We start from the raw sequence: 24746 nt of genomic DNA, 5'->3' as shown, positions 1-24746 counted from the left end.
CCGTCTTCATCTAGGGCTTATCCACTGGCACTTGAAAAAAAAGCCGAAGCGTATAGTAAATTATTTAAAGAAATTGACTTACTATAAGAAAGCTTGGGGTGTAATCTTTTATCAATGGTTGCTTTCCTTAGAAAGATGATTTAGGCATCATTGCAGGATATTGTACCCATATGAAGTCATGTACAGAAAAATCACGCACTTGATGAAAATTATTCCAAATTAGGCGGCTACCTTTAGTCCATTTTAATGCCTTAATTCTTTGTTGAACCAAAGCGAATTCTGTTTCACTTGCTGGCCGTAACTCACCAATTTCAGCATATAGGCGTATCCCTGGATATTCTTGAAATTGACCATTGATTAATGATTTTAGCCAAAAGACTTTGCTGCTATTTATCGCTTGTATGCAGGCTTTTGGATTCATTGTTAAATTATCCCGCAGTGACGCTGAATAAGTATCAAAGAAGAAACCTGAAAAGGTTGATTCATGTAAAAATAAAGTGCCAATTGGGGTGATTGTTGGTTGGTAATTTTGATCAACCGTAGCAATCGAGCAATGCATAGACGCACGTTGGGCATTTGCAACGACTTTACGAATTTGTGTCCAATTCTGATGATTCATGATTTTGCCTTTTTTATTATTGTCTATGCATATCACTCTATCAGAGTTTTTCACTATTTTTGTGCTAAACAATGGCAATGAACTGGTCATTCATGCCACTGTATTTGCTTTAAAATTAGGCAATTTAAAAAATATTTAAGCGTACTTTTTAGCTAGAACAACACAGCTCACTACAGCTAAAGATACCGCAATCATCAGTAGGCTAATCTGTTCATTTAATAATACGGCGCACAGCATAAGGCCAATAAAGGGCTGTACTAGCTGGATTTGACCGACTTTGGCAATTCCACCCAAAGCTAAGCCTTTGTACCAAAAAAAGAAGCCGATTAACATGCTGAACAATGACACATACGATAAGCCAATATATGCGCTGAGAGGAATATGTTGAAAATCGTTTGGGAAATAGAGCCAGCAGAGTGGCAGCATCAGTGGCAAAGCAATGATTAAAGCCCAGCAAATGACCTGCCATCCACCTAAAGCTCTAGACAGTACGCCACCTTCGGCATAGCCCAATCCGCAGAGTAGAACAGCAATAATCATATAGATGTCACCGAGAGAAATTCCTTTAACACCAGATTGATATAGCATGAAAAAGATGACTAAAGCACTGCCTGCACCTGCAAACAGCCAAAAGGCATTTTTAGGCATTTCTTTGGCACGTAGCACTGCAAAAAAAGCCGTGGCCAATGGTAGTAAAGCTACAAAAATTAAAGAGTGAGCCGCAGTTTCTGTTTGTAAAGCCAGTGCCGTAAATAATGGAAAACCAATGACAACACCTGTTGAAACAATACATAAGGATTTAATTTGCAGCATAGATGGCTTAGGCTGCTTTAAAACCAATAAAAGTATCAATGCTAAAATAGCTGCAATACAGGCGCGAGCGCCTGTCAGAAATTCGGGGCTAAAGCCTTGAACGGCAACACGGGTTGCAGGCATAGAACCTGCAAAAATAACAACGCCAATAAAACCGTTGAGCCAGCCCTGATGAACTTCTTTGAGGTCAAATTGCATGTTCATTCCATATTTTTGGTCTAAAGATATGTAATAAAATTTATACCGTACTGTATGACTGAAATAGATACAGTCAAATACAATTAAAAAGAACTGTTATGGATAAAATACCCATACAATTTGCATCTATAGCCATCTTTGAAGAAGCTGTAAAGCCAAGATTTAGAAAGATTAATAGACTGAACTGTCAATTAATAAGTTCAAAGTGTGTCGTAATATTTCACTAAAGCTGCATGAATAAGGAAATGAAAAGATGACAAAAATAGAATGGGTCATGCAGCAAGTCCAAACACTGATCGATCAGAAACAGCTTTCTGAAGGCTGCCGCATTCCTTCGGTACGTCAATTTTCCCAACAGTTGGGCTGTTCGGTTTCAACTGTTGTAGAAGCCTATGCACGGTTGGTCAGTAGCGGTGTATTGGAGTCAAGAATTGGAGCTGGCTATTATGTCTGCAAACGTTCAACTGCAAATGTTTTATTAAGTGAGCATGCTATTGAATATAACCGAGAGGTCGATCCGTTGTGGATTTCACGCCAATCGCTAGATGCTCATGAAGGTATGCTGATTCCCGGTTGCGGCTGGCTGCCAAAAGAATGGATGCCAGAGCAGACTTTACGTAAAGCCTTAAAAACGGCTGCTAAATCTGATAGCAGTTTCTTAATAGATTATTCGGCGCCACACGGTCATACAAATTTACGCCGCTATATTGCTCGTAAAGGTGAGGTTTATGATGTAATGCTTAATTTGAAGCAGATTTTCATTAGTGATTCTGCAACACATTCTATTGATCTGATTTTTCGGCATTTACTTAAAACTGGTGATACGGTTCTGATCGATGATCCATGTTACTTTAATTTTAGGGCACTGATTAAGGCACATGGGCTGAATTACATTACAGTACTGTATGGCAAAAATGGTCCAGATGTAGAAGTATTTAAGCAAGTGCTGCAGTTTCAGCCCAAAATCTATTTAACCAACTCAGGCATACACAACCCAACTGGTGCAGCACTTTCTATGCAAACGGCATTTGAAATTGCTAAATTGGCAGAGCAAAGTGGATTAATAATCGTTGAAGATGATATTTTTGCCGAATTTGAGTATCTACATGCGCCACGTTATTTAACTTTACTGGGTTTAAAGCAAGTAATTCAAATTGGCAGTTTTACTAAAACGCTTTCTGCTGCGGTGCGCTGTGGTTATATCATTGCTCACGAATCAATAATTGATCAGCTGATTGATTTGAATATTGCAACCCATTTTAATACCAGTCATTTAAATGCAGAGATTATTTATCAAGCCCTTATGGACAGTAGTTATTTAAGGCATATTGAATGGGTCAAAAAACAGCTACAAAAACACATGATGGATACCATAAAGAAACTTGCAGATCTAGACATTCATCCAGTCGTTATGCCCAAAGCTGGCATTTTTTTATGGTGTCAATTACCTGCAAATATTGATGCAGCACAGCTATCAAAAAGCTGTTTGACGCAAGGTATCATTCTTGCACCAGGCAATTCATTCAGCTCAGCACAGAACGCAGGGCAATACATGCGTTTTAATGTCGCGCAGTGCATCGACAAAAAAGTATTTGATGTTTTGCAGCAGTGTCTGAATGAGCTGAAATTGCAAGATACAGCTTAACTAAAAAATGATGCAGATTTCAGGTCTGTGATTGATTACCTTTTTTAAGGCCAAACAGTTTTTCAGGCGAGGCATTAGCCATCATATTCAACATAATCCCAAAGGTTTAAACGCGCTTTAATTTCTTTGCGAATATGAGGCAGCATAGGCAGTAAAGTGCCATCGATCCATAAACTCAGTGTCTGAGATGAAACTTTTTTGTTTGCATCATCTACAATTTGTGCGCCTTTCACGATCACCAATGTTTCTTCGCTAGCTGCAGTTTCAATGCCTTTAAATAAAAGCTGTAATTCATGACCTGTATCTTGAATTAACCATTCCAACTCAATTTGAATATTGTGATTAGATTTAAGTACAGCTTGGCCTTCAATCATGTCATTGTCAGATAAGCAGTCATGCTCAACCCGAACTTTCGACAAAAACCATTCTTGATGACCAAGGTCAGAGAGCGTTGTAAAAGGCGTTAAAATATCACTTAAATTAAATTGGCGGCTTAAATCAAAAAATTGCATTAGAAAACTTTAGGAGGAGATAAAACAAAATAAGAGGTGGATGTTAAAGCATCATCAAGTGTGAGTAAAACCTTTGCTTTTATTGAGATATTTTATGTATAAATAGCATTCAATCTATCTAAATTAAGTCTAAGAAAAATGAATTGCGAAAATAATATACACATAAATGATGTGCCCAGCCCCATAGACTTAAAAGATCCAATCGAAGCTAAACCATGGGCCGCTGAAGTCAATCTTAAACGTCCGTGGCGTTATGACATCTTTCAAATGTATGTTGACTCTATTTTGGCTTTCAACCCGAATGCCCGTGTACTTGAACTGGGTTCAGGTCCGGGTTATTTGGCTGATTTTTTAATCAATCATTGTCCAAATATAGATTACACAGCATTTGATTTTTCCGAAGCTATGCATGACTTGGCAAAAGGAAAACTAAGTGCAGCGCAACGCTTAATATGTAATTTTATAACAGGGGATTTCAAACAATCTAATTGGGAAGAACCTCTTCATTTCAATGAGAAAAGCACCTTTGATGTGATTATTATTCATCAGGCTTTGCATGAATTGAGGCATAAGGCGTATGCAGCAGAGTTTCATCGGACTGTAAAAACGTTGTTAAATACACAAGGCGTGTATTTTGTATGTGATCATTTATATGCACCACATGCTCAGCAAAATCATGAATTGTATATGTCAGTTGAGGAGCATTTAGCCGCACTGAAAGCAGCCAATTATGGCCAAGTGGAATGTCTGGGTGAAGTCAATGGTTTAGTTCTTTTCAAAAGCCAGCACTCATATGAACGAGACTGACTAAGACCGTTTTTGACTTGATCGCACTTATCAGATTATTTCAATAAATAGCCTCGACGAGGGCAATTCAATCATTTAGCAGTACGTTGTCATTACATCATCCATTCAATCGGGAGGTATGACACTGCTTTTATACTAAATCGTTGGAATCGAGTTGTTTCAGGTTCATGGGTATAGGTTTTGGTTTTTCCATTTTTTTGATGCTCTAACCAAATGATTTCGCCGTTTTCATCCAGTTTTAATTCATACGCAATTTGCGGTAAATATTGGTTTAATGCGGCAGAAATATCGTTTTGTAATCGATCAGACTTAACGACAAGGCCAACTTCCGAATTTAAATTTGCGGAACGTGGATCAAAGTTAAATGATCCAATAAACACCATTCCGTCGATATCGAAAAATTTTGCATGCAAACTAGAGGCATTTTTGCCTTTTGCAGGGATGATATTTCCAGTTATGACCTCATACCATGTGCGTTTTGAACGCTCTATATAAGGTTTAAATTCATATAGTTTCACGCCATTTTCGAGTAAGTCTTTGCGATATTTTTGATAAAACGCATGAACGACAGCGACGTCATTGGCTAAAAATGAATTGGTTAACACACGGACTTCTACATTTTTACCTGCAAGATCCGTTAGAAAGTCAGTTCCTTGTTGCGTGGGAACAAAATAAGCTGAAACCAATTCCATGCGTTCCTTGGGCTGTCCCATCAAGGTCGAAAATTGGTTATAAATTAATTCTTGCTCTTTAGCCTCACCACGAATTTTATTCGGACTATCCGCAATGAAATGTGCTTCGGCCCAATTCACCGGTCTTAGTTTAAGCTGAGCCGCCAGTTGTTGCTGTGCATAGTTAATGCGCTGTTGATCTTTAGTCAACGTTGTAGAGTTTTCTTGGTACGTTTGTCTTAATTGATTTAAGTCTTCTTTTGTACCTGCACCAATCCATTGCTGAACAGAATAACTTAAATCATCATTCCAAAAGTTCAAAAACACTTGATTGGCTTGTTGAATGGCTTCCCCATAGAAAAGGATATCCAAATCTGTAAATTGAAAACTTTCACTGGCATCAAAATATTCATTACTGATGTTACGACCACCAGTTACGCCTATAAAACCATCGGCAACAATTAATTTATTATGCATACGATGGTTAATATGCTTTAAGCGAAATGCATAATCAATGACACGTAATTTTCTGAATTTATAGGGATTAAACAGTTTGATTGAAATGTTGGGATGAGCTGAAAGGGATTGTAAGGTCGGATCGAGTTTCGTCCCGTTTTGATCATCAATTAGTAGCCTTACTTTTACCCCACGGTCAGCGGCATGCAGTAATTCTTGAAACATCAAATGCCCAATAGCATCATTTTCCCAAATATAATATTGCAAATCGATGGTGTATTTTGCGTTTCGAATCAAATGCAGGCGAGATGCAATGCTTAAGAAGGCATCATCTAAGGCTAAATAAGCCGTTTGTTTTTGTTGTAATTTTTCTAAATCCGTAGCAGACGTAATCCATTTTTCTGCATGTGATTGTATAGGGACATCTTTTTTTGACTGATTGCTAGGTAAGCTGCATCCAGTTAATAGGCTGATCGAAACAGTTAAACCGACAGTACAACTTATTTCACGTAATTGTATCATTCGAATAGCATTAATCATTCCTTGAAAAATTCATCATAACATCATGTTTTAAGGTTGTATCTAGGCTTAAAAAGAGGTTACTGTAACTCATCTGTTAATATAAGCCATACAGGATGTTTTTAGACATGAAATCACGTGCAGCCGTTGCTTTTGGACCGGGTCAGCCTTTAGAAATTGTTGAAATTGATGTGGCACCACCTAAAGCAGGTGAGGTTTTAGTCAAAATTAGCCATACAGGTGTGTGTCATACAGATGCATTTACATTGTCGGGTGATGATCCTGAAGGCGTATTTCCAGCAATTTTAGGGCATGAAGGTGCAGGTGTTGTGGTTGAAGTCGGTGAAGGTGTGACTTCAGTGCAACCAGGTGATCATGTTATTCCGCTTTATACCGCAGAATGTGGTGAATGTTTATTCTGTAAATCGGGTAAAACGAATCTTTGTGTATCTGTACGAGCAACACAAGGGAAAGGTTTAATGCCGGATGGTACAACACGTTTTTCTTATAATGGTCAGCCGATTTATCACTATATGGGCTGTTCAACATTCTCTGAATATACTGTGGTTGCAGAAGTGTCTTTGGCAAAAATTAACCCTGAAGCGAACCATGAGCATGTGTGTTTGTTGGGGTGCGGTGTAACAACAGGCCTTGGTGCAGTTAAAAATACCGCTAAAGTTCAGGAAGGTGATTCAGTTGCAGTCTTTGGTTTAGGTGGAATTGGTTTGGCTGTGGTACAAGGTGCTAAAAAAGCTAAAGCAGGTCGTATCATTGCGGTAGATACCAATCCTGACAAATTCAAATTGGCTGAAGAATTTGGCGCTACAGATTTTGTTAATCCAAAAGATTATGATCGTCCAGTTCAAGAAGTGATTGTAGAAATGACGGGTTGGGGCGTCGACCATTCATTTGAATGTATTGGCAATACCAATGTGATGCGCTCTGCTTTGGAATGTGCTCACCGTGGTTGGGGTCAATCTGTGATTATTGGTGTGGCAGGTGCAGGTCAAGAAATTTCAACCCGTCCATTCCAATTGGTTACAGGTCGTACTTGGAAAGGCACTGCTTTCGGTGGTGTTAAAGGTCGTTCACAATTACCGGGTATGGTAGAAGAAGCCATGTCAGGCGAGATCAAACTTGAACCATTCGTGACCCATACCATGGGGCTGGATAAAATCAATGAAGCCTTTGATTTAATGCATGAAGGTAAATCAATTCGCTCTGTTGTACATTTTGAAGATTAAACATTGATTTAAATATTTTTGATTAAACGACTAATCATTTAAATATTAATGCGTTAATTTTCACTTTTTTAAAAACTAGGCTTTGGCCTAGTTTTTTTTATTTGTGTCGTTATAACAAATCAAAACTTCAAATTAGGATTTGCAAAAAGTGACAGATTGTTAGACATAAAATGATAAAAAATGCCAAATGACAGATTTTGTCCCGAATTCACATGGTGGGAAATTAGCACTAAACATAAGGTAAGCATAATTTAAAACAAATGTATATTAATGCATTATCCGAGGCAAAAAATGACAACTACAAGTTACAAGCCTGAGTGGATTCGGGAAGATTTTATTGATTTTATTGCAGAAAAATTTGATGCAATTTGGGCCTACAAACGTGTAAAAGCACAATTGGTCAAATCACGTTGTGTGGGGATCGGGTTTTATGAACTGAGTTTTTTAGCGAATCACAATTTTAAGGCAGCAAATTATCGACCAGGCCAATGTGTTCTGGTGACAGTTGTCAAAGATGGTGTACGTCATCAACGTAGCTATAGCATCGTCGAAATCAATACATCAGGTCATGTAGTAATCGCAGTCAAACAACAAGGCAAAGTTTCCAACTGCTTAACTCATTTAAAAACAGGTGAGGTTGTTGAATTATCCCAACCGCAAGGTGAGTTTGGCCTAAAGCTAAATTCGGATCGACCAATTTTGCTGCTTGCTTCTGGTAGTGGCATAACCTCAATTATGGCTTTGTTTAAACAAGCAATACAAATTGAGCGTAAGGTTGACCTGATTTATTTCAATCGAGATGATGCTTATTTGGATGAATTGATTCAACTGGCGAAGCAATCTAACCATGCACATTTACACGCGATTAATTCGCTGAAAACAAAATTGCATATCTCACCAGAAGTGCTAAATCACATGGTGCCTGATTTTAAACAGAGAGATTGCTATGCCTGTGGTGCAGCACCAATGATGCAAAGCATTGAACAACTGTATCGTGAGTTCAAGCTTTCAGATTATTTATACACTGAATATTTTCAAATGATTGCTGATGATTCAGTACCTGCTCAACCTGTCACTTTTAGTTTAGCCCAGCAAGATTTTTTAGCAGAAGGTAACTTACTTGAAAGTGCTGAAAAAGCCGGTTTAAAACCTGCGCATGGCTGTCGAATGGGTATTTGTAATACTTGTTCGTGTACGAAATTACAGGGGTCAGTGAAAAACTTAATCACTGGCGAAATTGATCATGCGAATAACACACAAATCAAGTTATGTGTCTCTCAGGCCATTTCACCTGTACGTATTCAACTCTAATCCAAGCCGTATAAAAATAAATCAGGGGCGTCATCATGAATCAATCGATATATATTAGTCCGAATAGTAAGTCACGTTATTTATCTCCAGAACAAACTGCTGAATTTGGCGAAAAAGTTGAGCAAATTCGCCGTGAAATCATGCAGAGTGTAGATGAAAAAGATGCAGCGTATATTTATAAAATTCGTAATTTTGTCCGTTATAGCGAGATTGCATCTCGTGGCATGTTGATGTTTGCAGGCTGGATTCCACCGGTGTGGTTACTGGGTACGGGTTTATTGGGTATTTCTAAAATCGTAGAGAACATGGAACTCGGTCATAATGTGATGCATGGTCAGTTTGATTGGTTAAATGACCCGAGTTTAAATGGTGCTAATTATGATTGGGATACCATTGCCACAGGTCAAGACTGGAAATATACCCATAACTATGTGCATCATACCTATACCAATATTGTCGGTATGGACCATGATGTCGGCTATGGCTTAATCCGTGTAAGTGAATCGCAAAAGTGGGAGCCGCGTTTCCTTTTTAATATTCCACTGGCTGCCCAACTCATGGTTTTCTTTGAGTGGTATGTCGGCATTCAACGTTTACATTTAGAAGATGTTATTGCGTATAAAACCAAAACTTGGAAAGATGTATGGCATGAAGCAGCCGATGTACGTCAGAAAATTAAGCGCCAAGTGATTAAAGATTATGTGTTTTTTCCACTTATTGCAGGTCCCAATGCGATTCCTGTATTTGCAGGAAATGCGGTAGCCAACGTGATTCGTAGTTTATGGGCTTCCGCTGTAATCTTTAATGGCCATTTTACTGAAGATGCGGAAAACTTCGAGATGGACAATACTGAAAATGAAACTCGAGCAGAGTGGTATCTCCGTCAAATTCGTGGCTCAAGTAATTTTAGTGGAACGCAATGGTTGCATATACTCAGTGGTAATTTGAGTCACCAAATTGAACACCATTTATTCCCAGATATGCCTGCAAACCGCTATGCAGAAGCCGCACCTAAAATTAAAGCACTCTGTGAGGAATATGGTATTCACTACAACGAAGCCAGTTTTATCAAACAGTTTGCCAGCGTTTGGGTTCGACTCGCGAAATGTTCAGTGCCAAATGACTGGCGTGCCGAGCTTAAGGAACGTTCAGCTACACTTCAGCAGTGCATTAAACAAAAAATCATGAAGAAAATCGGGCGTTAAAATACTGTATGTTTAGCAATATTGTCCTTAATGCCTCCCATAGATGATTTTTAAAGCTGTAAATTCGCCAAAGTAGCGTTCATCTACTTTGGCTTTTTAGACATATCTAGCGAGCAAGAGTTATTCAACTAATTGCACGCTATTCCGAATGCCACAAGATTCTACAAAATATGCATCATGTGAAACGAGGATCACCGCACCTGTATAATGCTGAATAGCTTGAGCCAATAACGCTCTAGACTCTATATCTAAGTGATTTTCAGGTTCATCTAACAATAAAAGCTCAATATTCGGTGTTAAATAATTTAGGCCCAACAAGGTCACTTTTAAACGCTCACCACCACTTAAACAGTGAAATGGCAGTTCCGCTTTTTGACCACGGATTCTAAGTTGACCGAGTTGATTACGCCATTCCGTTGAGGAAACATCACGATTAAACTTTGCCAGATTGTCCAAAACACTCAGTTCTGGTGATAAATCACTCAAGTTTTGGTCTAAATACAGGGTATGCACAGACAAAAATAATTCATGGCTAGACTGTGATGAGACCTGACTCAGATACTTTAGAAATGTTGATTTACCAATACCATTTTTTCCTTTTAAATGAATTTTTTCACCTGCCTGTAAGGCCAAGTCGAAAGGCAGGTGCTGAGATGTTTTGCGATGAAAATGTTTAACTCTTAAGATTTCTCCTGTTTTTTCAGCGTGATGTTGAAAAACGAATTGCTGCTCTTTGACATGCTCAAGTTGTTGCTGTGACTGAGTCAGTTGAGATCTCTTTTCTTCCAATTGCTTCTGCTGTTGCATTTGAACTGTCGCGAGGCTTTGACCGGCTTGTTCCTTTTTAAAATCGAGTAATACTTTAGCTTGGGAGCCCGACTTGCGTAGTGTATGACCTTGTTGTTCTCGTTTTTGCGCTTTCAGCTGTGTTTCGTGTTGCTGTGATTTGAGTTGTTTTAACTCACGCTGATGCTGCATAGCATTACGCTGTAAGGCTTTATTTTGCAGATCATTTTGTTGAACGTAGTCTTCATAGTTGCCAGTAACATGAATGAGTCCAAACTCATTTAAAGCATAGATATGCTCTACATGTTGCAGCAATTCTCGATCATGACTGACGACGAATGCACCCGCAGGATGGTTTTTTAAACGATCGATGAGCCATAAGCGTGAGGATGCATCTAAATGGTTACTAGGTTCATCTAAAAGTAAATAGTGGTCAGTTTTTAAAAATAATGCACACAATGCCAATTTGGTTTTTTGCCCCTCACTCAGCTGAGCGACTGGGAAATTTAAATCTGTTGGTAGTGAAGCTTGCTTAAGTTGTTGCTGCCATAGTGCAGGACGGTGCCACTGGTTTTCAGTCAGCTCAAAGTCTTCAAAACTGGCATTGCCTATTTCGATACGTTGAAATGAGTCATATAAATCTTCCACACCGAGTGCAGAAGCAATCGTGTCAGCTTCTAGTCGAGAAAATTGTGATAAATAGGCATGTGGTACATTCCATAAAATTTCACCTTCATAGAGGAGATCTTTCAGATTTTGCTCATGTAAGATTTTAAGGATGCAGGATTTTCCTAAACCATTGCGACCAATACATGCCGAAAGCTGTTGTTGATTGAGGTTAAATTTCAGGTTTTTAAAAAGTGTTTTTGATGGATATTCCAAGCTAAATTTGGAAATTGTACAAGCCGTTTGAGTCATAGATGCACCTTGCGATAGCAAAGATGCGCAATACAAATAACTAATTTTATTCTATAAAAAAGACAATATTTGAGAAAATGCAGTCGAGGTCATTAGCCATGTGTTTGCACATCAAAAAAATGGATTTGATGATGAAAAAAACAGGGCTTACTTCATTGGCAAATACTCGAATTAAAAATAAATGGAAAAAGCTTAAGACAGCCTAATGTTGTGCAGTCTAATAAATGTTCATTTATTAATCAATACATCAAATTTTAAAAATAGGTCGCAATTATTTACAGCAGCGTTATTTAATACAACAAAATAGCAAAAAACTATTGTCAAACCGATGAATACAGCGTATTTTAATTTTCAGACAGATACTTTTTGATGAAATCAAGATGTTAAAGCAACCTTTAATCTCAAACGCATATTATTACTTCTGGCAGTTTAGATAATTGCCTGAACGCGTTCGGGCATGAAAAAGGTTGCCCACCAAGTTTATACCTGATCGGCAACCCTGATCAGGTTTTTTTATGTCTTGATTTTTATAATATTTTTTTGGAGAAATCTCATGTTTACAGTAAATAATTCATATTTTAGCAATGGTTATTGGTTTTACTTTAGTCATTCTATGTCTAAAGCCTTGAAGTCCCAAAGTCCCATAACGCTCAGATAAAAGATCGGACTGTTTATACGTACAGTCCAAAGGAATAGAACCAATGAATGCGCTAAATACAGCTTTACAAAAAACTCAAAATTCAGAAATTCAGAAATCTACACAGCCAAAAGAAACGCTTTTGAGATTGCCACATCAACTGAAACAACAATTACCTTTATCAGTTCATGCTGCAGAACAAATTGCTGCACATCGTGCAACGATTCAAAATATTTTGACGGGTCAAGACCCGCGTCTAATGATTATTACCGGTCCTTGTTCAATCCATGATCCGATTGCTGCTTTGGAATATGCTGAAAAATTAAAACAATTACAGGCACAGGTTTCAGATCAAATTTTTCTTGTGATGCGCGCATACATTGAAAAACCACGAACTACAGTGGGCTGGAAAGGCTATATGTATGACCCAAGTTTAGATGGTTCATCTAATATGCAATTGGGCTTAGAAAAATCACGTGAGCTGTACTTACAAATTATTGAAATGGGTTTGCCAATTGCCTCTGAAATTTTAAGCCCAATGGCGACAGGTTATTTTGATGACCTTTTGGCATGGGGTGCAATCGGTGCGCGTACCAGCGAATCACAAATTCATCGTGAAATCTCAAGTCATATGCCATACAGCATCGGTTTCAAAAATGGAACAGATGGATCAATCCAAATTGCTCTAGATGCCATTCAATCTGCGTCGCATCCACACCAGTTTTTAGGTATGAGCCAAACTGGCTTACCGTGTATTTTAGAATCGGTCGGCAACCCGCAAGCACATTTGATTTTACGTGGTTCCAATACAGGTCCAAATTATAGTTTGGCTGAAATAGACAAAATTCGCAGCAAAGTAAAAGGCGATTTACCAGCTTTAGTGATCGATTGTAGTCATGGCAATAGCCATAAAGACCCAATGAAGCAACCTGAAGTATTACGCACAATTGTTGCGGAGCGTGAGCATACCCAAGTGCGTGGTGTGATGTTAGAAAGTCATTTAGTGGATGGTAATCAAAAAATTAGTTGTGAAATGACTTATGGTCAATCTGTAACAGATGGATGCTTAGGTTGGGACAAAACCATTGATTTAATTCAACAGGTTGCGAATGAACTTCGTGCATCACAAATCAAACGTAGTGCTTAACAATCCAGAGCATACTCAGTCTGAATTGATTTAGCCCAAAGCCTTAGAATATTGATTGTTCTAAGGCTTTTATTTTGAAATTTACTTTATTGTAAACTGTGACGTAAAAATTGAAATATGGCCTATATATTTAAAATATATACTGATAATTCAGTATTTTATGTTTGAGTGAGTCACACTTTTTATGCACAATAATGTCTAAGCCCAATACAGCGCCAGAAATAATGAAAATCTGTACTTGGGTGTTTGAAATTTTATATTGGGGAAGTTGATGTACACTGCTGAATTGCTGGAAGAAGCACGCCGTTTTATGTTCCACATGTTAACAAAAGTGGTTGAATATGGTGGTTCTGATTTATTTATTACGGCAGATTTTCCACCAAGTATTAAACATCAAGGCATGATGAAACCCTTTGGGCAGCAAGCGCTTGATGCTGAGAAAACAAAGCTTTTCGCCTATAGTTTGATGAATGAGAAGCAGCGCAAAGAGTTTGAAAAAGAACTAGAATGTAACTTTGCGATTAGTGTGCCAAACGTTTCACGTTTTCGTGTCAATGTATTTCAGCAACAGTTACATGTAGGTATGGTCATTCGTACCATTAGCGCAGAAATTCCAAATTTTGAAAAGCTTAAATTACCGGCTTCGCTTAAGCACGTGATTATGGAAAAACGTGGTTTGGTTTTAGTGGTTGGCGGTACAGGTTCGGGGAAATCAACCTCTTTAGCGGCGCTGATTGATTATCGAAATGAAAATAGTGCAGGCCATATCATCACTGTTGAAGACCCAGTGGAATATGTTCATAAACATAAAAAATCTATGATTACGCATCGTGAAGTTGGTGTAGATAGTCATTCGTGGCATAACGCCTTAAAAAATACACTACGACAAGCGCCAGATGTGATTTTAATCGGTGAAATTCGTGACACCGAGACGATGGAACATGCGATTGCCTTTGCTGAAACAGGGCATTTATGTTTAGGTACGCTACATTCAAATAATGCCAATCAAACCCTAGATCGAATCATTAACTTTTTCCCAGAAGAGCGAAGAAATCAATTGCTTATGGATTTATCGAGCAATATGAAAGCGATTGTTTCGCAGCGTTTAATCCGGACTGAAGATGGTAAAGGACGCCGTGCAGCCGTTGAAATTATGTTAAACACGCCGCTTATTTCAGATTTGATTTTGAAAGGTGAGTTTCATGAATTAAAAGCGATCATGGCAAAATCTCGTGAACTTGGGATGCAAACTTTCGACCAAGCTTTATTTGATTTATATAATGACGGCGCAATTTCTTATGAAGAAGCCTTAAGAAATGCTGATTCAACCAATGAACTACGTTTGCAAATTAAACTGAAAAGTTCACGTGCAAATGGTACTTCAGCGGCTGCGCAATCGTTTAGTATGGTTGAAGAAAAGAAAGAAGAACCTGAAAGTACCGAAGTTTCGGAAGAAATATAAGCTGCATATTCATGCAAATGGTATATAAGCCAATTCAGCCATCATATTGAAATAAAAAAATCAGCCTGAGGGCTGATTTTTTAGATATTAGAAATATTTACAGGCCAGCTTCATATTGTTCGCTGGTCAATAAAGCATCTACATCAGCCATATTGTCTGGTTTAATTTTATAAATCCAGCCTTTGCTATAAGGCGCATCGTTTACAAAATCTGGATCATCTTCAAGGTCTGGATTGACTTCAACAACCACACCAGAAACCGGAGCATGAATATCAGAAGCGGTTTTTACCGACTCAACCACACCCGCTTGTTCGCCAGCAGTGATATGTTGACCAACATCTGGTGCTTCAACATAAACTAAATCACCCAATGCGTCTTGTGCATGATCAGAAATGCCTGTAACAACAAGGTCACCTTCAATTCGCACCCATTCATGTGTACTTGCGTACTTTAAATCTGAAGGATGATTCATTGATAACTCCTTAAATCCATTAAATTCATTTTTGGCATGAGTTATACATGCTTTTTACTTAAAACAAAAGACTTATAAGTACGGATCTTTACGCCAATTGCTTGGGCTACGACCACTCCAACGCTTAAAAGCACGGCTAAAATTGGCGACATCGCTATAGCCCAATTCATCAGCAATTTGCTCTAAGGTAAAATCAGTTCGTGACAGGAGCGAAGTAGCATGACGGTAGCGAACTTCGTCAACCAATGTTGAAAATGAAGTCCCTTCGGCAGCAAGTTGGCGTTTAAGGGTTCGATCGGACATGTGTAGCCGTTCAGCAACACTTTCGATACTTAGATAGTGCTGTTCGGAGTTGGTTAAAATGTCACGAACGCGCATGGCAATACGGTGACGTTCGCCCAAAGCTGAGAGTTCAGCTTCACATTGGTTAATCGCAATTTGACTGGCAATCGGGTCTGCATGGACCAATTTATTGGTTAAATATTGCTTATCAAAACTAAGTAAGAGATGTGGCTGATCAAATCTAAATTGGTGCCTTGGATATTTGGCAATAAACCGCTCAAAACCTTCAGGTTGAGGAAAATCAAAATCAATTTCACCAGCAGAATAATCCACACCGGTAATTGCTTTGCCCATGCTGATCATGCCAAAAATTAAGGCAATTGAAATTTCGGTACGTAAAGGCTCAATCGTAACGTCGGTTTGTAGTTGAACAGTAGCTTTCGTTCCAAATGTCGAGAAAAAAAGCTGTAAAAAGGGCATGCGTAACTGAATAAAACGGTTTGCCAAGACTAAGGCATCGGTTATGTCCTTCGCCGTCATGATGGCATAGCCAATAAAACCATGAATCGAGATGCGCATTTGGTTGCCTAAATGAAAACCTAATGTTGGCTCACCAGTTAAACGTAGTGCGTGCTCTACCAATTGATTGGCGATGGGTGTTGGAATACGGAAATCTGGTTCAGCCAATTGTTCGCTGTTTAATCCGAAGGGACTAAATAATGTCTCTGCAGTGTAGCCCCATCGAGAGACCACATCTAAAAGGAGCAATCCATATACTCCGGGAATACCCTGATCCTGACGGGAATTAATTGTTTTCATAGCGTTCCGTTGCAATGCGGGTTTTTCTTCTGTTCAAGCTTATATTGGCATGATTCTGTGTTGTATCCCACAAAAATTGTTGGACAAACTGACTAGGCTCAACTATTTATAGCGGCCTACCTTAGCGTTGTAAAGTAGGCCGTTAAGGATTAATTCGGTTTAAAATCTTTGGAAAAGACCACAATTTTGGTCGTAGACATATACAGAACGTCATTGTGCTGATTGAGCGCTTGCGTAACATAGGTCACAATGCCGCGGTCTGTCTTACTTTTCGACGGAGTAATTGCTGATATTTCAACTTCTACACGAATTTTATCCCCCGGACGTGTTGGGCGCGGCCAACGCAGACTTGACTCTGAGCCAATTAAGCCATAAGCCACAGGGAAACATTCAGTCCATAAGCGCATTGTTACAGCAGCAGTATGCCAACCACTTGCCGCTAGCCCTTGAAAGATCGGGTGTTGTTGGGCTTTGACTTCATCTGTATGAAATTCCTGAGGATCATAAGCGATGGCAAATTTTTTTATTTCTTCAACGGTCATTTCATATTCACGACTGCTAAAGTGATCACCAACTTTAAGGTCTTCCAGATACAGCATTTTCATCTTCCTTTGATTCTACTTTATGTTGTTCTATTAAAAATCCACCGGTTTGACGCTGCCACAAGTGTGCATAAATACCATTCAAAGCGACAAGCTCTTCATGGGTGCCTTGCTCAGCAATACGTCCTTGATCCAAGACAATCAATCGATCCATTTGCGCAATTGTTGAGAGTCGATGCGCAATGGCAATCACAGTTTTGCCTTGCATCAAATCATCTAAACTCGATTGAATCGCAGCTTCGACTTCTGAATCGAGCGCACTTGTGGCTTCATCTAAAATTAAAATTGGTGCGTCTTTTAAAAATACTCGAGCAATTGCAATACGTTGACGCTGACCGCCAGATAATTTAACACCACGTTCACCAACAAATGCGTCATAGCCACGTTGACCACGTAAATCGATCAATTGAGGAATGAATTCATCAGCTTTCGCTTTGCGTACTGCATCATACATTTCTTCATCAGTCGCATTCGGACGGCCATATTTAATATTTTCTTCAACCGTGCGATGCAATAACGAGGTGTCTTGGGTCACCAAAGCAATATTTTTTCTCAAGCTATCTTGGGTAATATCTTCTATATTTTGGCCATCAATCGAAATACGACCATGGTTGATATCGTAAAAGTGGAGTAAAAGTTGAATTAATGTCGATTTTCCGGCACCTGAACGCCCGACTATACCGATTTTTTCACCTGGTCGAATGGTTAAATTAAATTGATTGATGACCTTTTTATCATTATAAGCAAAACTGACATCTTCAAATTTAATTTCGCCTTGCTGTACTTTTAAGTCGGTTGCATCAGGTTTATCTTGAATATGAATCGGGCGGCCCATAGTCTTCATACCATCTTGAATTGTCCCGACATTTTCAAAAAGGGCAGACGTTTGCCACATCATAAACTCGGAAATACTACTGAGTTTTAAAATCATGGCGGTCGCTGCTGCAATGACCCCAAGCTCAGCTTGACCATCCATCCAAAGCCAAACAGCTGTTCCAAGTACACCACCATATAAAACTATGATCAGCAAATTCGTCGCGATATTGTATTTTGCTGCAAGACGCATTTGCTTATACACCGTCACCATAAACTCTTTCATAGAGGCTTTGGCATATTGGCTTTCGCGTCCTGCATGGGCAAACAATTTCACCGTTTGAATATTGGTGTAGGCATCGGTGACACGACCAGTCATTACTGCGCGTGCATTGGCTTGTTCATTTGAAATTTTGCTTAATTTTGGGATGAAATAGCATGCAGAACCAATAAATAAAGCCAGCCAAAGTAATAACGGAATAATTAACAGTGGCGATATAGCACCTAAAATCACGGTGATAGAAATCAGGTAAATGAAGACATAGGCCAACATGTCACCAAGAATAATCCAAAACTCACGTACAGCCAGTGAAGTTTGCATGACTTTGGCAGATAAACGACCTGCAAAGTCGTTATGGAAGAAATCTAAACTTTGTTTCAGTAATAAGTTATGAAATCTCCAACGTAGGCGCATTGGAAAGGTACTATATAAAATCTGATGTTTAATAATGGTTTGAAGGCAAGAAAAGAAGATATTAGCTAATAAAATAAAGCTCAAAATGGTCAGATTGGTCTGGTGCTGCTGTAAAAAGGTTTCAGGTTGAGACTTACTGATCCAATTAACTAATTCGCCAATTTTGGAATAAAGCAGTGCTTCAAAACTCGCTACACCTGCTGTACAGAGTACCAATAACAATAGGTATTTTTTTACACCCTTCGCAGCTTGCCATACAAAGGGGAAAAATTTTGTCGGCAATGGTTTATTCAAGTCCTGTTCAGGATAAGCGTCAACTAAATTTTCAAACCATTTAAGCATGCAGATAACCTGAGATTTTACTGTAATTAATCTTTCTTTCTTCAGCTCTGAGTGTAATGGATTCGCTGGTTTTTCTCCATTTTGATTTGTTTATTTACTTAAAAGTTTGGCTGCAAAAGCTCATAGAATTAAAATGTACAACCCGATTACGACCTTGGCGTTTTGCTTCGTATAGAGCAATATCGGCTTGTTTAATTAACTGATCAAGTTTGGCGTGGTCAGGGTCAATTTTGGAAACACCAATGGAGATCGAAAATTTCAGCAATTGACCATCTATATAAAACTGGTATTGTTCCATTTTATGTCTTAACCGTTCAGCAATTTTTAATGCATCTTCTGGGACGGTATAAGGCAAAAGTACAATAAATTCTTCACCCCCGAAACGCGCCAATATATCGTAAAAACGCATTTCTTTCCGTGCAATTTCAGCAATTTGGCATAACACTTGATCGCCGACATCATGTCCGTATTGATCATTAATCGCTTTAAAATGATCGACATCAAAAATCAAAAGACTGGTACAGACCGTCATTGGGGTTTCTTGGATTTTTTTATTTGCAGCATGTACAAATTGGCGACGATTGCTTAACTGGGTTAATTCATCCGTATGGGCAATTTTGCGCAGGGTATGAAAGTTCCAGTCATCTAGCAGCGCTCTTAGAAACGTTTTACGAGAGTTGAGCGTAGAGTTCCAGCAGATATACATACTGAACAGCAGCACAGGAACGTACACCAATAAAAATATTGTAAAATCACCAAAATCATTAATGCGCCATGCGCCAAAAAGGATCGCTGCCGTGATCATGGCTGAGGTCATAATCGAAGGGCGAAAATGCACATGAATACTTAAATTACCCAATACGATCAAAATAATGGCGGCATATTGATAGCTATGCACCAGTTCATTTTTCGACTGAAGTAATATCTCAAACCAGAGGATTGCAGAAAGGCAAGTCGCTAGTGGTAATATTAAATCGAGCAATTTAATCTGTTTGATATATTTAAACAGAATATAATTCAGACTAAATGCACCAATAATTGCAATGATACGAATTACACCTGAAAGCATTTCTACGTCTGGCAGGACATAGCGATCTGCCCAAAAATAGATTAAAAAAGCCAATTGAGCGAAATAGTTGACCTGCTTTAAATAGTCTTTCTGGTTATAGTACAAAAATTTGTAATAAGCATTTTTAAACTGTGCCGGAATACGTGCAATCGGGTCGGATAAAGCACGCTCAATACGGACACGATTCTCTAGGTCACATGCTTCTGCTTGTATGAGCGTATGTTTGGCAGAAGTGCGATTCATCGATTCTATGAGTAATTGTGATTCGTTTTTAACTGATTTCCGAGAAGGTTGATTGGGGCCTTCCATGATCAAGTTCCTATTTTAGAAGCGTTTTTATGCAACTGTTAACAAATAGTATCTAAAAATGTCTACATTTGTATAGTATTTGTTCTGATTTTTTAATTATATTTAGTTGTTTCGGATGAATTATATTTTTAAGGAATCGAGCGATTAGCGCATTTATCTGATTCGCTTTTATTCCTTATATCGCATGATCTAAAGTAATTGCGGAAGTAGAGGGGGGTAACCGATAGCCCCATGTATATTCAAAAGCCATTGTGACTTTTTTAATTTGCAGAATTTCTTCTTTGAATATACATGGGGAGAGGAAAGTTTAGCTCTTAACTTTTATCGGCATTTGGTTGAACGAGGTCTTTAAAATCGGCACTAGAAGGGGCTTGATAGATTTTAAGACCAAACTCAGGTGTGATTGCAATCAGATGGTCAAAGATATCAGATTGAATCGCTTCATAATCTTTCCATGCAATTGTTTTACTAAAAGCATAAATCTCTAAAGGTATGCCTTCACTCGTGGGTTGTAACTGACGCACCAAAATCGTTTGGTGTTGGGCAATGCCTGAATGCTGTTGTAAGTAGAATTCTACATAGGCACGAAAGGTCCCAAGATTGGTTAAACGGCGCTGATTATATTTCGATTGATTTGAAAGTTGCTGATTAAACTGAGCAAGCTCTTCATGCTTATGATCAAGATATTGATCTAGTAATAAAAATTCTTTGAGTTTGTTTTGCTCATCCTGTGTCATGAAATGAATAGAGCTTTGATCAATATAAAGTGAGCGTTTGATACGACGAACACCTGACTGAGCCATACCACGCCAGTTTTTAAAGGTGTCAGTCACCAGTTTATTGGTTGGAATCGTGGTAAAAGTCTTATCAAAGTTCTGCACGGTAATGGTATGTAATGACATATCAATGACATCGCCATCCGCATTGAGCGAAGGCATCTCAATCCAGTCACCAATTCGCACCATGTCATAAGAAGAAATTTGTACCGAAGCCACCAGTGACAAAATGGTGTTCTGAAAAACCAACATGAGCACGGCCGCCATAGCACCAAAGCCTGCGAGTAATGTAAATACATCTTTTTTCAAGAAAGTACCTAAAATCATCAGGCCACAGACCAAAAAAATAATCAATTTGACCAACTGCAAATAGCCTTTAATCGGTTTGTTTCTAGATTTTGGATTACGTTGGTAAATCAGATTAAAAATATTCAGTAATTCAGAAATTGCCAAAGCAATGGTCAAGAAGATAAAAGCCTGACAAGCCATCTGCACGATTGAAATAAATTTCACAGATAAATGTGGGACTGTGGTTATGCCATTTAAGATCACAATTGCTGGAACAATGTTAGCAAAGCGTTTAATCACACTATGTTCTGACAAAATTTGACTATGGCTAAAGGCCATTTTAGAAACGAGCTTACGAATTCCACGCACCACAATTTTCTTGGCGATAAAATTTGCAATGATGGCAAAAATAATAATGAGACTGAGCGATGTCAGCAATTCTAACCAAGGGTATTGATCTGACCAATCTTGAATATTTTTAATGAACTGAAATTTTTCCAAAATTATCCTACTCTTATTGAAGTAAATGAAAGGCTTAATGATCAAACTATTGTAATTATGATGATTATATAAGCAATTTTATACTCGTAAACTTTACGGAGTTACGACATGTATAGTCCATAATGTTACTTATTTTGTGCTAAAAATGATTTTTTGAAGGTATAACCTAATTGATGAACTAAAATAAATAAATGTTGAGCTAAAAAAAGCTCCCTAATTGGGAGCTTCATTAGTGATATGAAATGCTTACCACATTAAATCATCAGGAATTACATAAGCTGCATATGGATCTTCTTCATCCGTGGTTTGCTCATTCACTTCAGAATTATTCACAATAATAAAGCCTTCCATTTTCGCATTAATACGGTCGGCTAATTCTTTTGGTAAAAAAGCATAGTTGCTATTTTCACGTGCAATAACAAGACTGCCGGCAACGAGGGCATTATAAATTTGCTGATTGATATAAAGCTTTTTGATCTTGGCATCATCGATAAATTGATAGGTCGATTCGCCATCGGTATCACGAATTTTATGCTGATTAATCATTTGCATGATGGCAGCTTTTAATTCTTTTTCTTGCAAAACTGCTTTACGATCTTGCTCTAAAGCATGATCTTTGGCCATTTTCTGCTGCTGATCTTGCTCAATTTTCGCCTTGATTTCAGCATCTTTACTTTCACCAGTACGTTTTTCATGTATGGCTTGTTTAGACAATTTTTTTGCCTTTTTATTATCGACCAGACCTGCTTTAAGCAGTTGCGCCTGTAATGCATTTTTAACCATAATACGTTCCAACTAATCGTGTATATGTCGATAATGAAAATAGATGATCCAATATACTGCGCTCATGACTAAACTGAGTGCGGCAGGAATCAGGAATGCGTTTAATTTTAAATAAGGATAAAGCCAACTGGCAAGTATGCCACCAACGATAAATCCCGCCAAAATTAATAAATGTAAGACCACACGTTTAGACTCAACCGGAAGTCCACGGGCTTTATAACCCAAAGCCAAACCTAAGTCCGTCAAAACACCAGAAAGGTGTGTGGTACGAATAATGGTACCTTTATAGTGGCTAACCATTGCATTTTGTACACCCATAGCCACACATGCCCAAAGCAAAGCGTAACGTGGAAAATAGGGCAATAGTAGCCAACACAGGACAATAAAAAAAGCCACCAAGCTTAATGGGACGCCATAACGTCTGGTTAAGCTAAAGTGACTATTTCCAAGAATAAGCCCACTATAAAATGAGCCAATCACATAACAGAGTAAGACTAAAATCAAATAAATAATCGTATTTGGCTGCCATGCAATGAAGGCCATGGCTAACATACTGACATTACCGGTCATGTGAGATACTGACTGGTGCAAGATGGTCACCAGTCCAAGTACATTAATCATTCCTGCATTCACTGCGAGGAAAAAAGCACCCAGTTGTATCCAAAGCGGTAAAGTCTGTAAAGGCATGGCCTCGCCTTAAAAAGTATCCAATATCAGGATATTATCTTAAACCACGGTCTACTGCAGCTGTAAATAATACGTCAGTCGAAGAGTTTAAAGCGGTTTCAGTTGAATCTTGGAGTACGCTAATAACCATACCAATGGCTACAACTTGCATCGCGATATCACTTGAAATACCAAACAGGCCACAAGCCACTGGAATAAGCAGCAATGAACCACCAGCAACACCTGAAGCACCACATGCAGAAACGGTAGCAACGACTGATAAAATCAACATTGTGCTGAAATCAACAGAAATGCCCAAAGTATGAACTGCTGCTAGTGTGAGGACTGTAATTGTGACCGATGCACCTGCCATATTGACAGTTGCACCTAAAGGAATCGCTACGCTTGCAGTTGACTCTGGTACACCAAGACGCTTTGCAAGGTCTAAGTTAACTGGAATGTTTGCAGCGGAACTACGTGTAAAGAATGCAGTGATACCACTTTCACGTAGACATTGGAAAACCAATGGGAACGGGTTTGAGCGAGTCATAAATGCCACCATTAGTGGGTTAATGACCAAAGCTACAAAGAACATGGTACCGAGTAATACCGCAAGTAAGTGCGCATAACTAACAAGCGTTTTTAGACCTGAGTCGGCAAATGTAACAGCAACCAAACCGAAGATACCAATAGGTGCAAAGTTAATCACTAAACGGATCACTTTATTCACTGCATCAGCAGCGTCAGATAAAAAGACTTTGGTGTTCTCTGATGCATGACGAAATGCAATACCTAAGGCAACAGCCCAAGCCAAAATACCAATGAAATTTGCTTCAGAAATTGCTGTAACAGGGTTTGCGACAAAACTTAATAATAAGTTTTTCAATATTTCAGCAAGACTGCCTGGCGGCACAAGGTTTTCTGCAGCAACATCAAGAATTAATGTACTAGGGAATAAAAGGCTTGCTACTACTGAACTTAAAGCAGCAAGGAACATACCAATAGCGTACATCAATATAATTGGTTTAATATATGCATTACTGCTACCCACTTTGAAATTTGCAATGGATGACAGCACAAGTACAAAGACCAGTATCGGTGCTACGGATTTCAATGCCTTAATGAATAAATCACCAAGCAAACTTAAATAGGGTGCAACGCCTGGAGCAACAACAGCAACCAATACACCTAAAATAATGGCGATAATAATTCGGGTTACTAAACTCAAGCGTGTAAATGCTGAAAACATAGGAGAGCCTTGTCAGAATTACAATGACAAAATGATGAAAATTAGCCCTGTATTTTATACGAAAATGTGGAATGCTTAAAAAATAATTTAATTTAAAAATAAACCTTTGTTTTTTATAATCTATTTTTGTG

General features: G+C 38.5%; 21 protein-coding genes and 1 pseudogene. 8 read left to right on the top strand and 14 right to left on the bottom strand.

What is annotated here, in order from left to right:
- Positions 1 to 87, top strand: a pseudogene (locus M5F03_RS13950) (uracil-DNA glycosylase family protein); the annotation flags it as partial.
- Between the two features lie 40 nt (positions 88 to 127).
- Here M5F03_RS13950 and M5F03_RS13945 read toward each other — a convergent pair.
- Both M5F03_RS13945 and M5F03_RS13940 read right to left on the bottom strand, forming a co-directional pair.
- Entirely contained in the window at positions 128 to 622 is a 495-nt protein-coding gene (locus tag M5F03_RS13945; protein WP_249708677.1) for a pyridoxamine 5'-phosphate oxidase family protein, read from the bottom strand.
- Positions 623 to 754: 132 nt separating this feature from the next.
- Complete coding sequence (locus M5F03_RS13940; RefSeq protein WP_249708672.1) at positions 755 to 1630, bottom strand: DMT family transporter; 876 nt, start codon at positions 1628 to 1630, stop codon at positions 755 to 757.
- 253 nt (positions 1631 to 1883) lie between these two features.
- Here M5F03_RS13940 and M5F03_RS13935 point away from each other — a divergent pair, with 253 nt between their 5' ends.
- A complete protein-coding gene (locus M5F03_RS13935) occupies positions 1884 to 3275 on the top strand; it encodes an aminotransferase-like domain-containing protein (RefSeq protein ID WP_372491149.1) in 1392 nt (463 codons plus the stop codon).
- Between the two features lie 74 nt (positions 3276 to 3349).
- Here M5F03_RS13935 and M5F03_RS13930 read toward each other — a convergent pair whose 3' ends face one another.
- Positions 3350 to 3787 carry a hypothetical protein gene (locus M5F03_RS13930; RefSeq protein ID WP_180073906.1) on the bottom strand — a complete coding sequence of 146 codons (438 nt, stop codon included), beginning with the start codon at positions 3785 to 3787 and terminating at the stop codon, positions 3350 to 3352.
- Positions 3788 to 3949: 162 nt separating this feature from the next.
- On the opposite strand from M5F03_RS13930, the gene M5F03_RS13925 reads away from it, so the two are divergent.
- Positions 3950 to 4594 (top strand): class I SAM-dependent methyltransferase, encoded by a 645-nt coding sequence (locus M5F03_RS13925; protein ID WP_249708674.1) that lies wholly within the window; start codon positions 3950 to 3952, stop codon positions 4592 to 4594.
- A 92-nt stretch (positions 4595 to 4686) separates the two neighbouring features.
- Here M5F03_RS13925 and M5F03_RS13920 read toward each other — a convergent pair whose 3' ends face one another.
- On the bottom strand, positions 4687 to 6243 hold the full coding sequence (locus tag M5F03_RS13920; RefSeq protein WP_249708671.1) for a phospholipase D family protein: 1557 nt from the start codon (positions 6241 to 6243) through the stop codon (positions 4687 to 4689).
- Positions 6244 to 6368: 125 nt separating this feature from the next.
- Here M5F03_RS13920 and M5F03_RS13915 point away from each other — a divergent pair, with 125 nt between their 5' ends.
- The 3 genes from M5F03_RS13915 (at position 6369) to M5F03_RS13905 (ending at position 10000) form a co-directional block, all read left to right on the top strand.
- The gene (locus M5F03_RS13915; protein ID WP_078193885.1) at positions 6369 to 7484 is read left to right on the top strand and encodes an S-(hydroxymethyl)glutathione dehydrogenase/class III alcohol dehydrogenase; all 1116 of its coding nucleotides are present in this window, start codon (positions 6369 to 6371) and stop codon (positions 7482 to 7484) included.
- 291 nt (positions 7485 to 7775) lie between these two features.
- Positions 7776 to 8795, top strand: a complete 1020-nt coding sequence (locus M5F03_RS13910; protein WP_249708669.1) for a flavin reductase family protein — start codon at positions 7776 to 7778, stop codon at positions 8793 to 8795.
- A 35-nt stretch (positions 8796 to 8830) separates the two neighbouring features.
- Complete coding sequence (locus M5F03_RS13905; RefSeq protein WP_249708667.1) at positions 8831 to 10000, top strand: fatty acid desaturase family protein; 1170 nt, start codon at positions 8831 to 8833, stop codon at positions 9998 to 10000.
- 120 nt (positions 10001 to 10120) lie between these two features.
- On the opposite strand, the gene M5F03_RS13900 is transcribed toward M5F03_RS13905, so the two are convergent.
- A complete protein-coding gene (locus M5F03_RS13900; RefSeq protein ID WP_249708665.1) occupies positions 10121 to 11704 on the bottom strand; it encodes an ATP-binding cassette domain-containing protein in 1584 nt (527 codons plus the stop codon).
- A gap of 701 nt (positions 11705 to 12405) precedes the next feature.
- Between M5F03_RS13900 and M5F03_RS13895 the strand changes: the two genes are divergently transcribed.
- Together M5F03_RS13895 and M5F03_RS13890 are read left to right on the top strand one after the other, a co-directional pair.
- Positions 12406 to 13488 carry a 3-deoxy-7-phosphoheptulonate synthase gene (locus tag M5F03_RS13895; protein ID WP_249708663.1) on the top strand — a complete coding sequence of 361 codons (1083 nt, stop codon included), beginning with the start codon at positions 12406 to 12408 and terminating at the stop codon, positions 13486 to 13488.
- 271 nt (positions 13489 to 13759) lie between these two features.
- Positions 13760 to 14950 carry a PilT/PilU family type 4a pilus ATPase gene (locus tag M5F03_RS13890; RefSeq protein WP_180078864.1) on the top strand — a complete coding sequence of 397 codons (1191 nt, stop codon included), beginning with the start codon at positions 13760 to 13762 and terminating at the stop codon, positions 14948 to 14950.
- Positions 14951 to 15047: 97 nt separating this feature from the next.
- Here the strand turns inward: M5F03_RS13890 and gcvH are convergent, their stop codons facing one another.
- The 9 genes from gcvH to sstT form a co-directional block, all read right to left on the bottom strand.
- Positions 15048 to 15422 (bottom strand): glycine cleavage system protein GcvH, encoded by a 375-nt coding sequence (gcvH, locus tag M5F03_RS13885; protein ID WP_078193810.1) that lies wholly within the window; start codon positions 15420 to 15422, stop codon positions 15048 to 15050.
- Between the two features lie 72 nt (positions 15423 to 15494).
- Positions 15495 to 16523: an AraC family transcriptional regulator gene (locus M5F03_RS13880; RefSeq protein WP_078190954.1), complete on the bottom strand. Its 1029-nt coding sequence runs from the start codon at positions 16521 to 16523 to the stop codon at positions 15495 to 15497.
- Positions 16524 to 16672: 149 nt separating this feature from the next.
- Positions 16673 to 17122 carry a MaoC family dehydratase gene (locus tag M5F03_RS13875; protein WP_180023633.1) on the bottom strand — a complete coding sequence of 150 codons (450 nt, stop codon included), beginning with the start codon at positions 17120 to 17122 and terminating at the stop codon, positions 16673 to 16675.
- Positions 17100 to 18974, bottom strand: coding sequence for an ABC transporter ATP-binding protein (locus M5F03_RS13870; RefSeq protein ID WP_249708662.1), 1875 nt, complete (start codon positions 18972 to 18974; stop codon positions 17100 to 17102). The genes M5F03_RS13875 and M5F03_RS13870 overlap by 23 nt, the downstream gene beginning before the upstream one ends.
- Positions 18975 to 19068: 94 nt before the next feature.
- Positions 19069 to 20352 (bottom strand): GGDEF domain-containing protein, encoded by a 1284-nt coding sequence (locus tag M5F03_RS13865; RefSeq protein ID WP_249708660.1) that lies wholly within the window; start codon positions 20350 to 20352, stop codon positions 19069 to 19071.
- Positions 20353 to 20666: 314 nt separating this feature from the next.
- On the bottom strand, positions 20667 to 21917 hold the full coding sequence (locus tag M5F03_RS13860; protein ID WP_249708657.1) for a mechanosensitive ion channel family protein: 1251 nt from the start codon (positions 21915 to 21917) through the stop codon (positions 20667 to 20669).
- A 246-nt stretch (positions 21918 to 22163) separates the two neighbouring features.
- Complete coding sequence (locus tag M5F03_RS13855) at positions 22164 to 22700, bottom strand: DUF2058 domain-containing protein (RefSeq protein WP_078193805.1); 537 nt, start codon at positions 22698 to 22700, stop codon at positions 22164 to 22166.
- 12 nt (positions 22701 to 22712) lie between these two features.
- The gene (locus M5F03_RS13850; protein ID WP_078193804.1) at positions 22713 to 23387 is read right to left on the bottom strand and encodes a YoaK family protein; all 675 of its coding nucleotides are present in this window, start codon (positions 23385 to 23387) and stop codon (positions 22713 to 22715) included.
- Between the two features lie 34 nt (positions 23388 to 23421).
- Positions 23422 to 24615, bottom strand: coding sequence for a serine/threonine transporter SstT (gene sstT / locus M5F03_RS13845; protein WP_078193803.1), 1194 nt, complete (start codon positions 24613 to 24615; stop codon positions 23422 to 23424).
- Positions 24616 to 24746 lie beyond the last annotated feature (131 nt).

The organism is Acinetobacter amyesii (assembly GCF_023499985.1).
Lineage (GTDB): Bacteria > Pseudomonadota > Gammaproteobacteria > Pseudomonadales > Moraxellaceae > Acinetobacter > Acinetobacter amyesii.
Note: the sequence above shows the minus strand (reverse complement) of the source record. Positions and strands in the feature narration are given on the sequence as shown.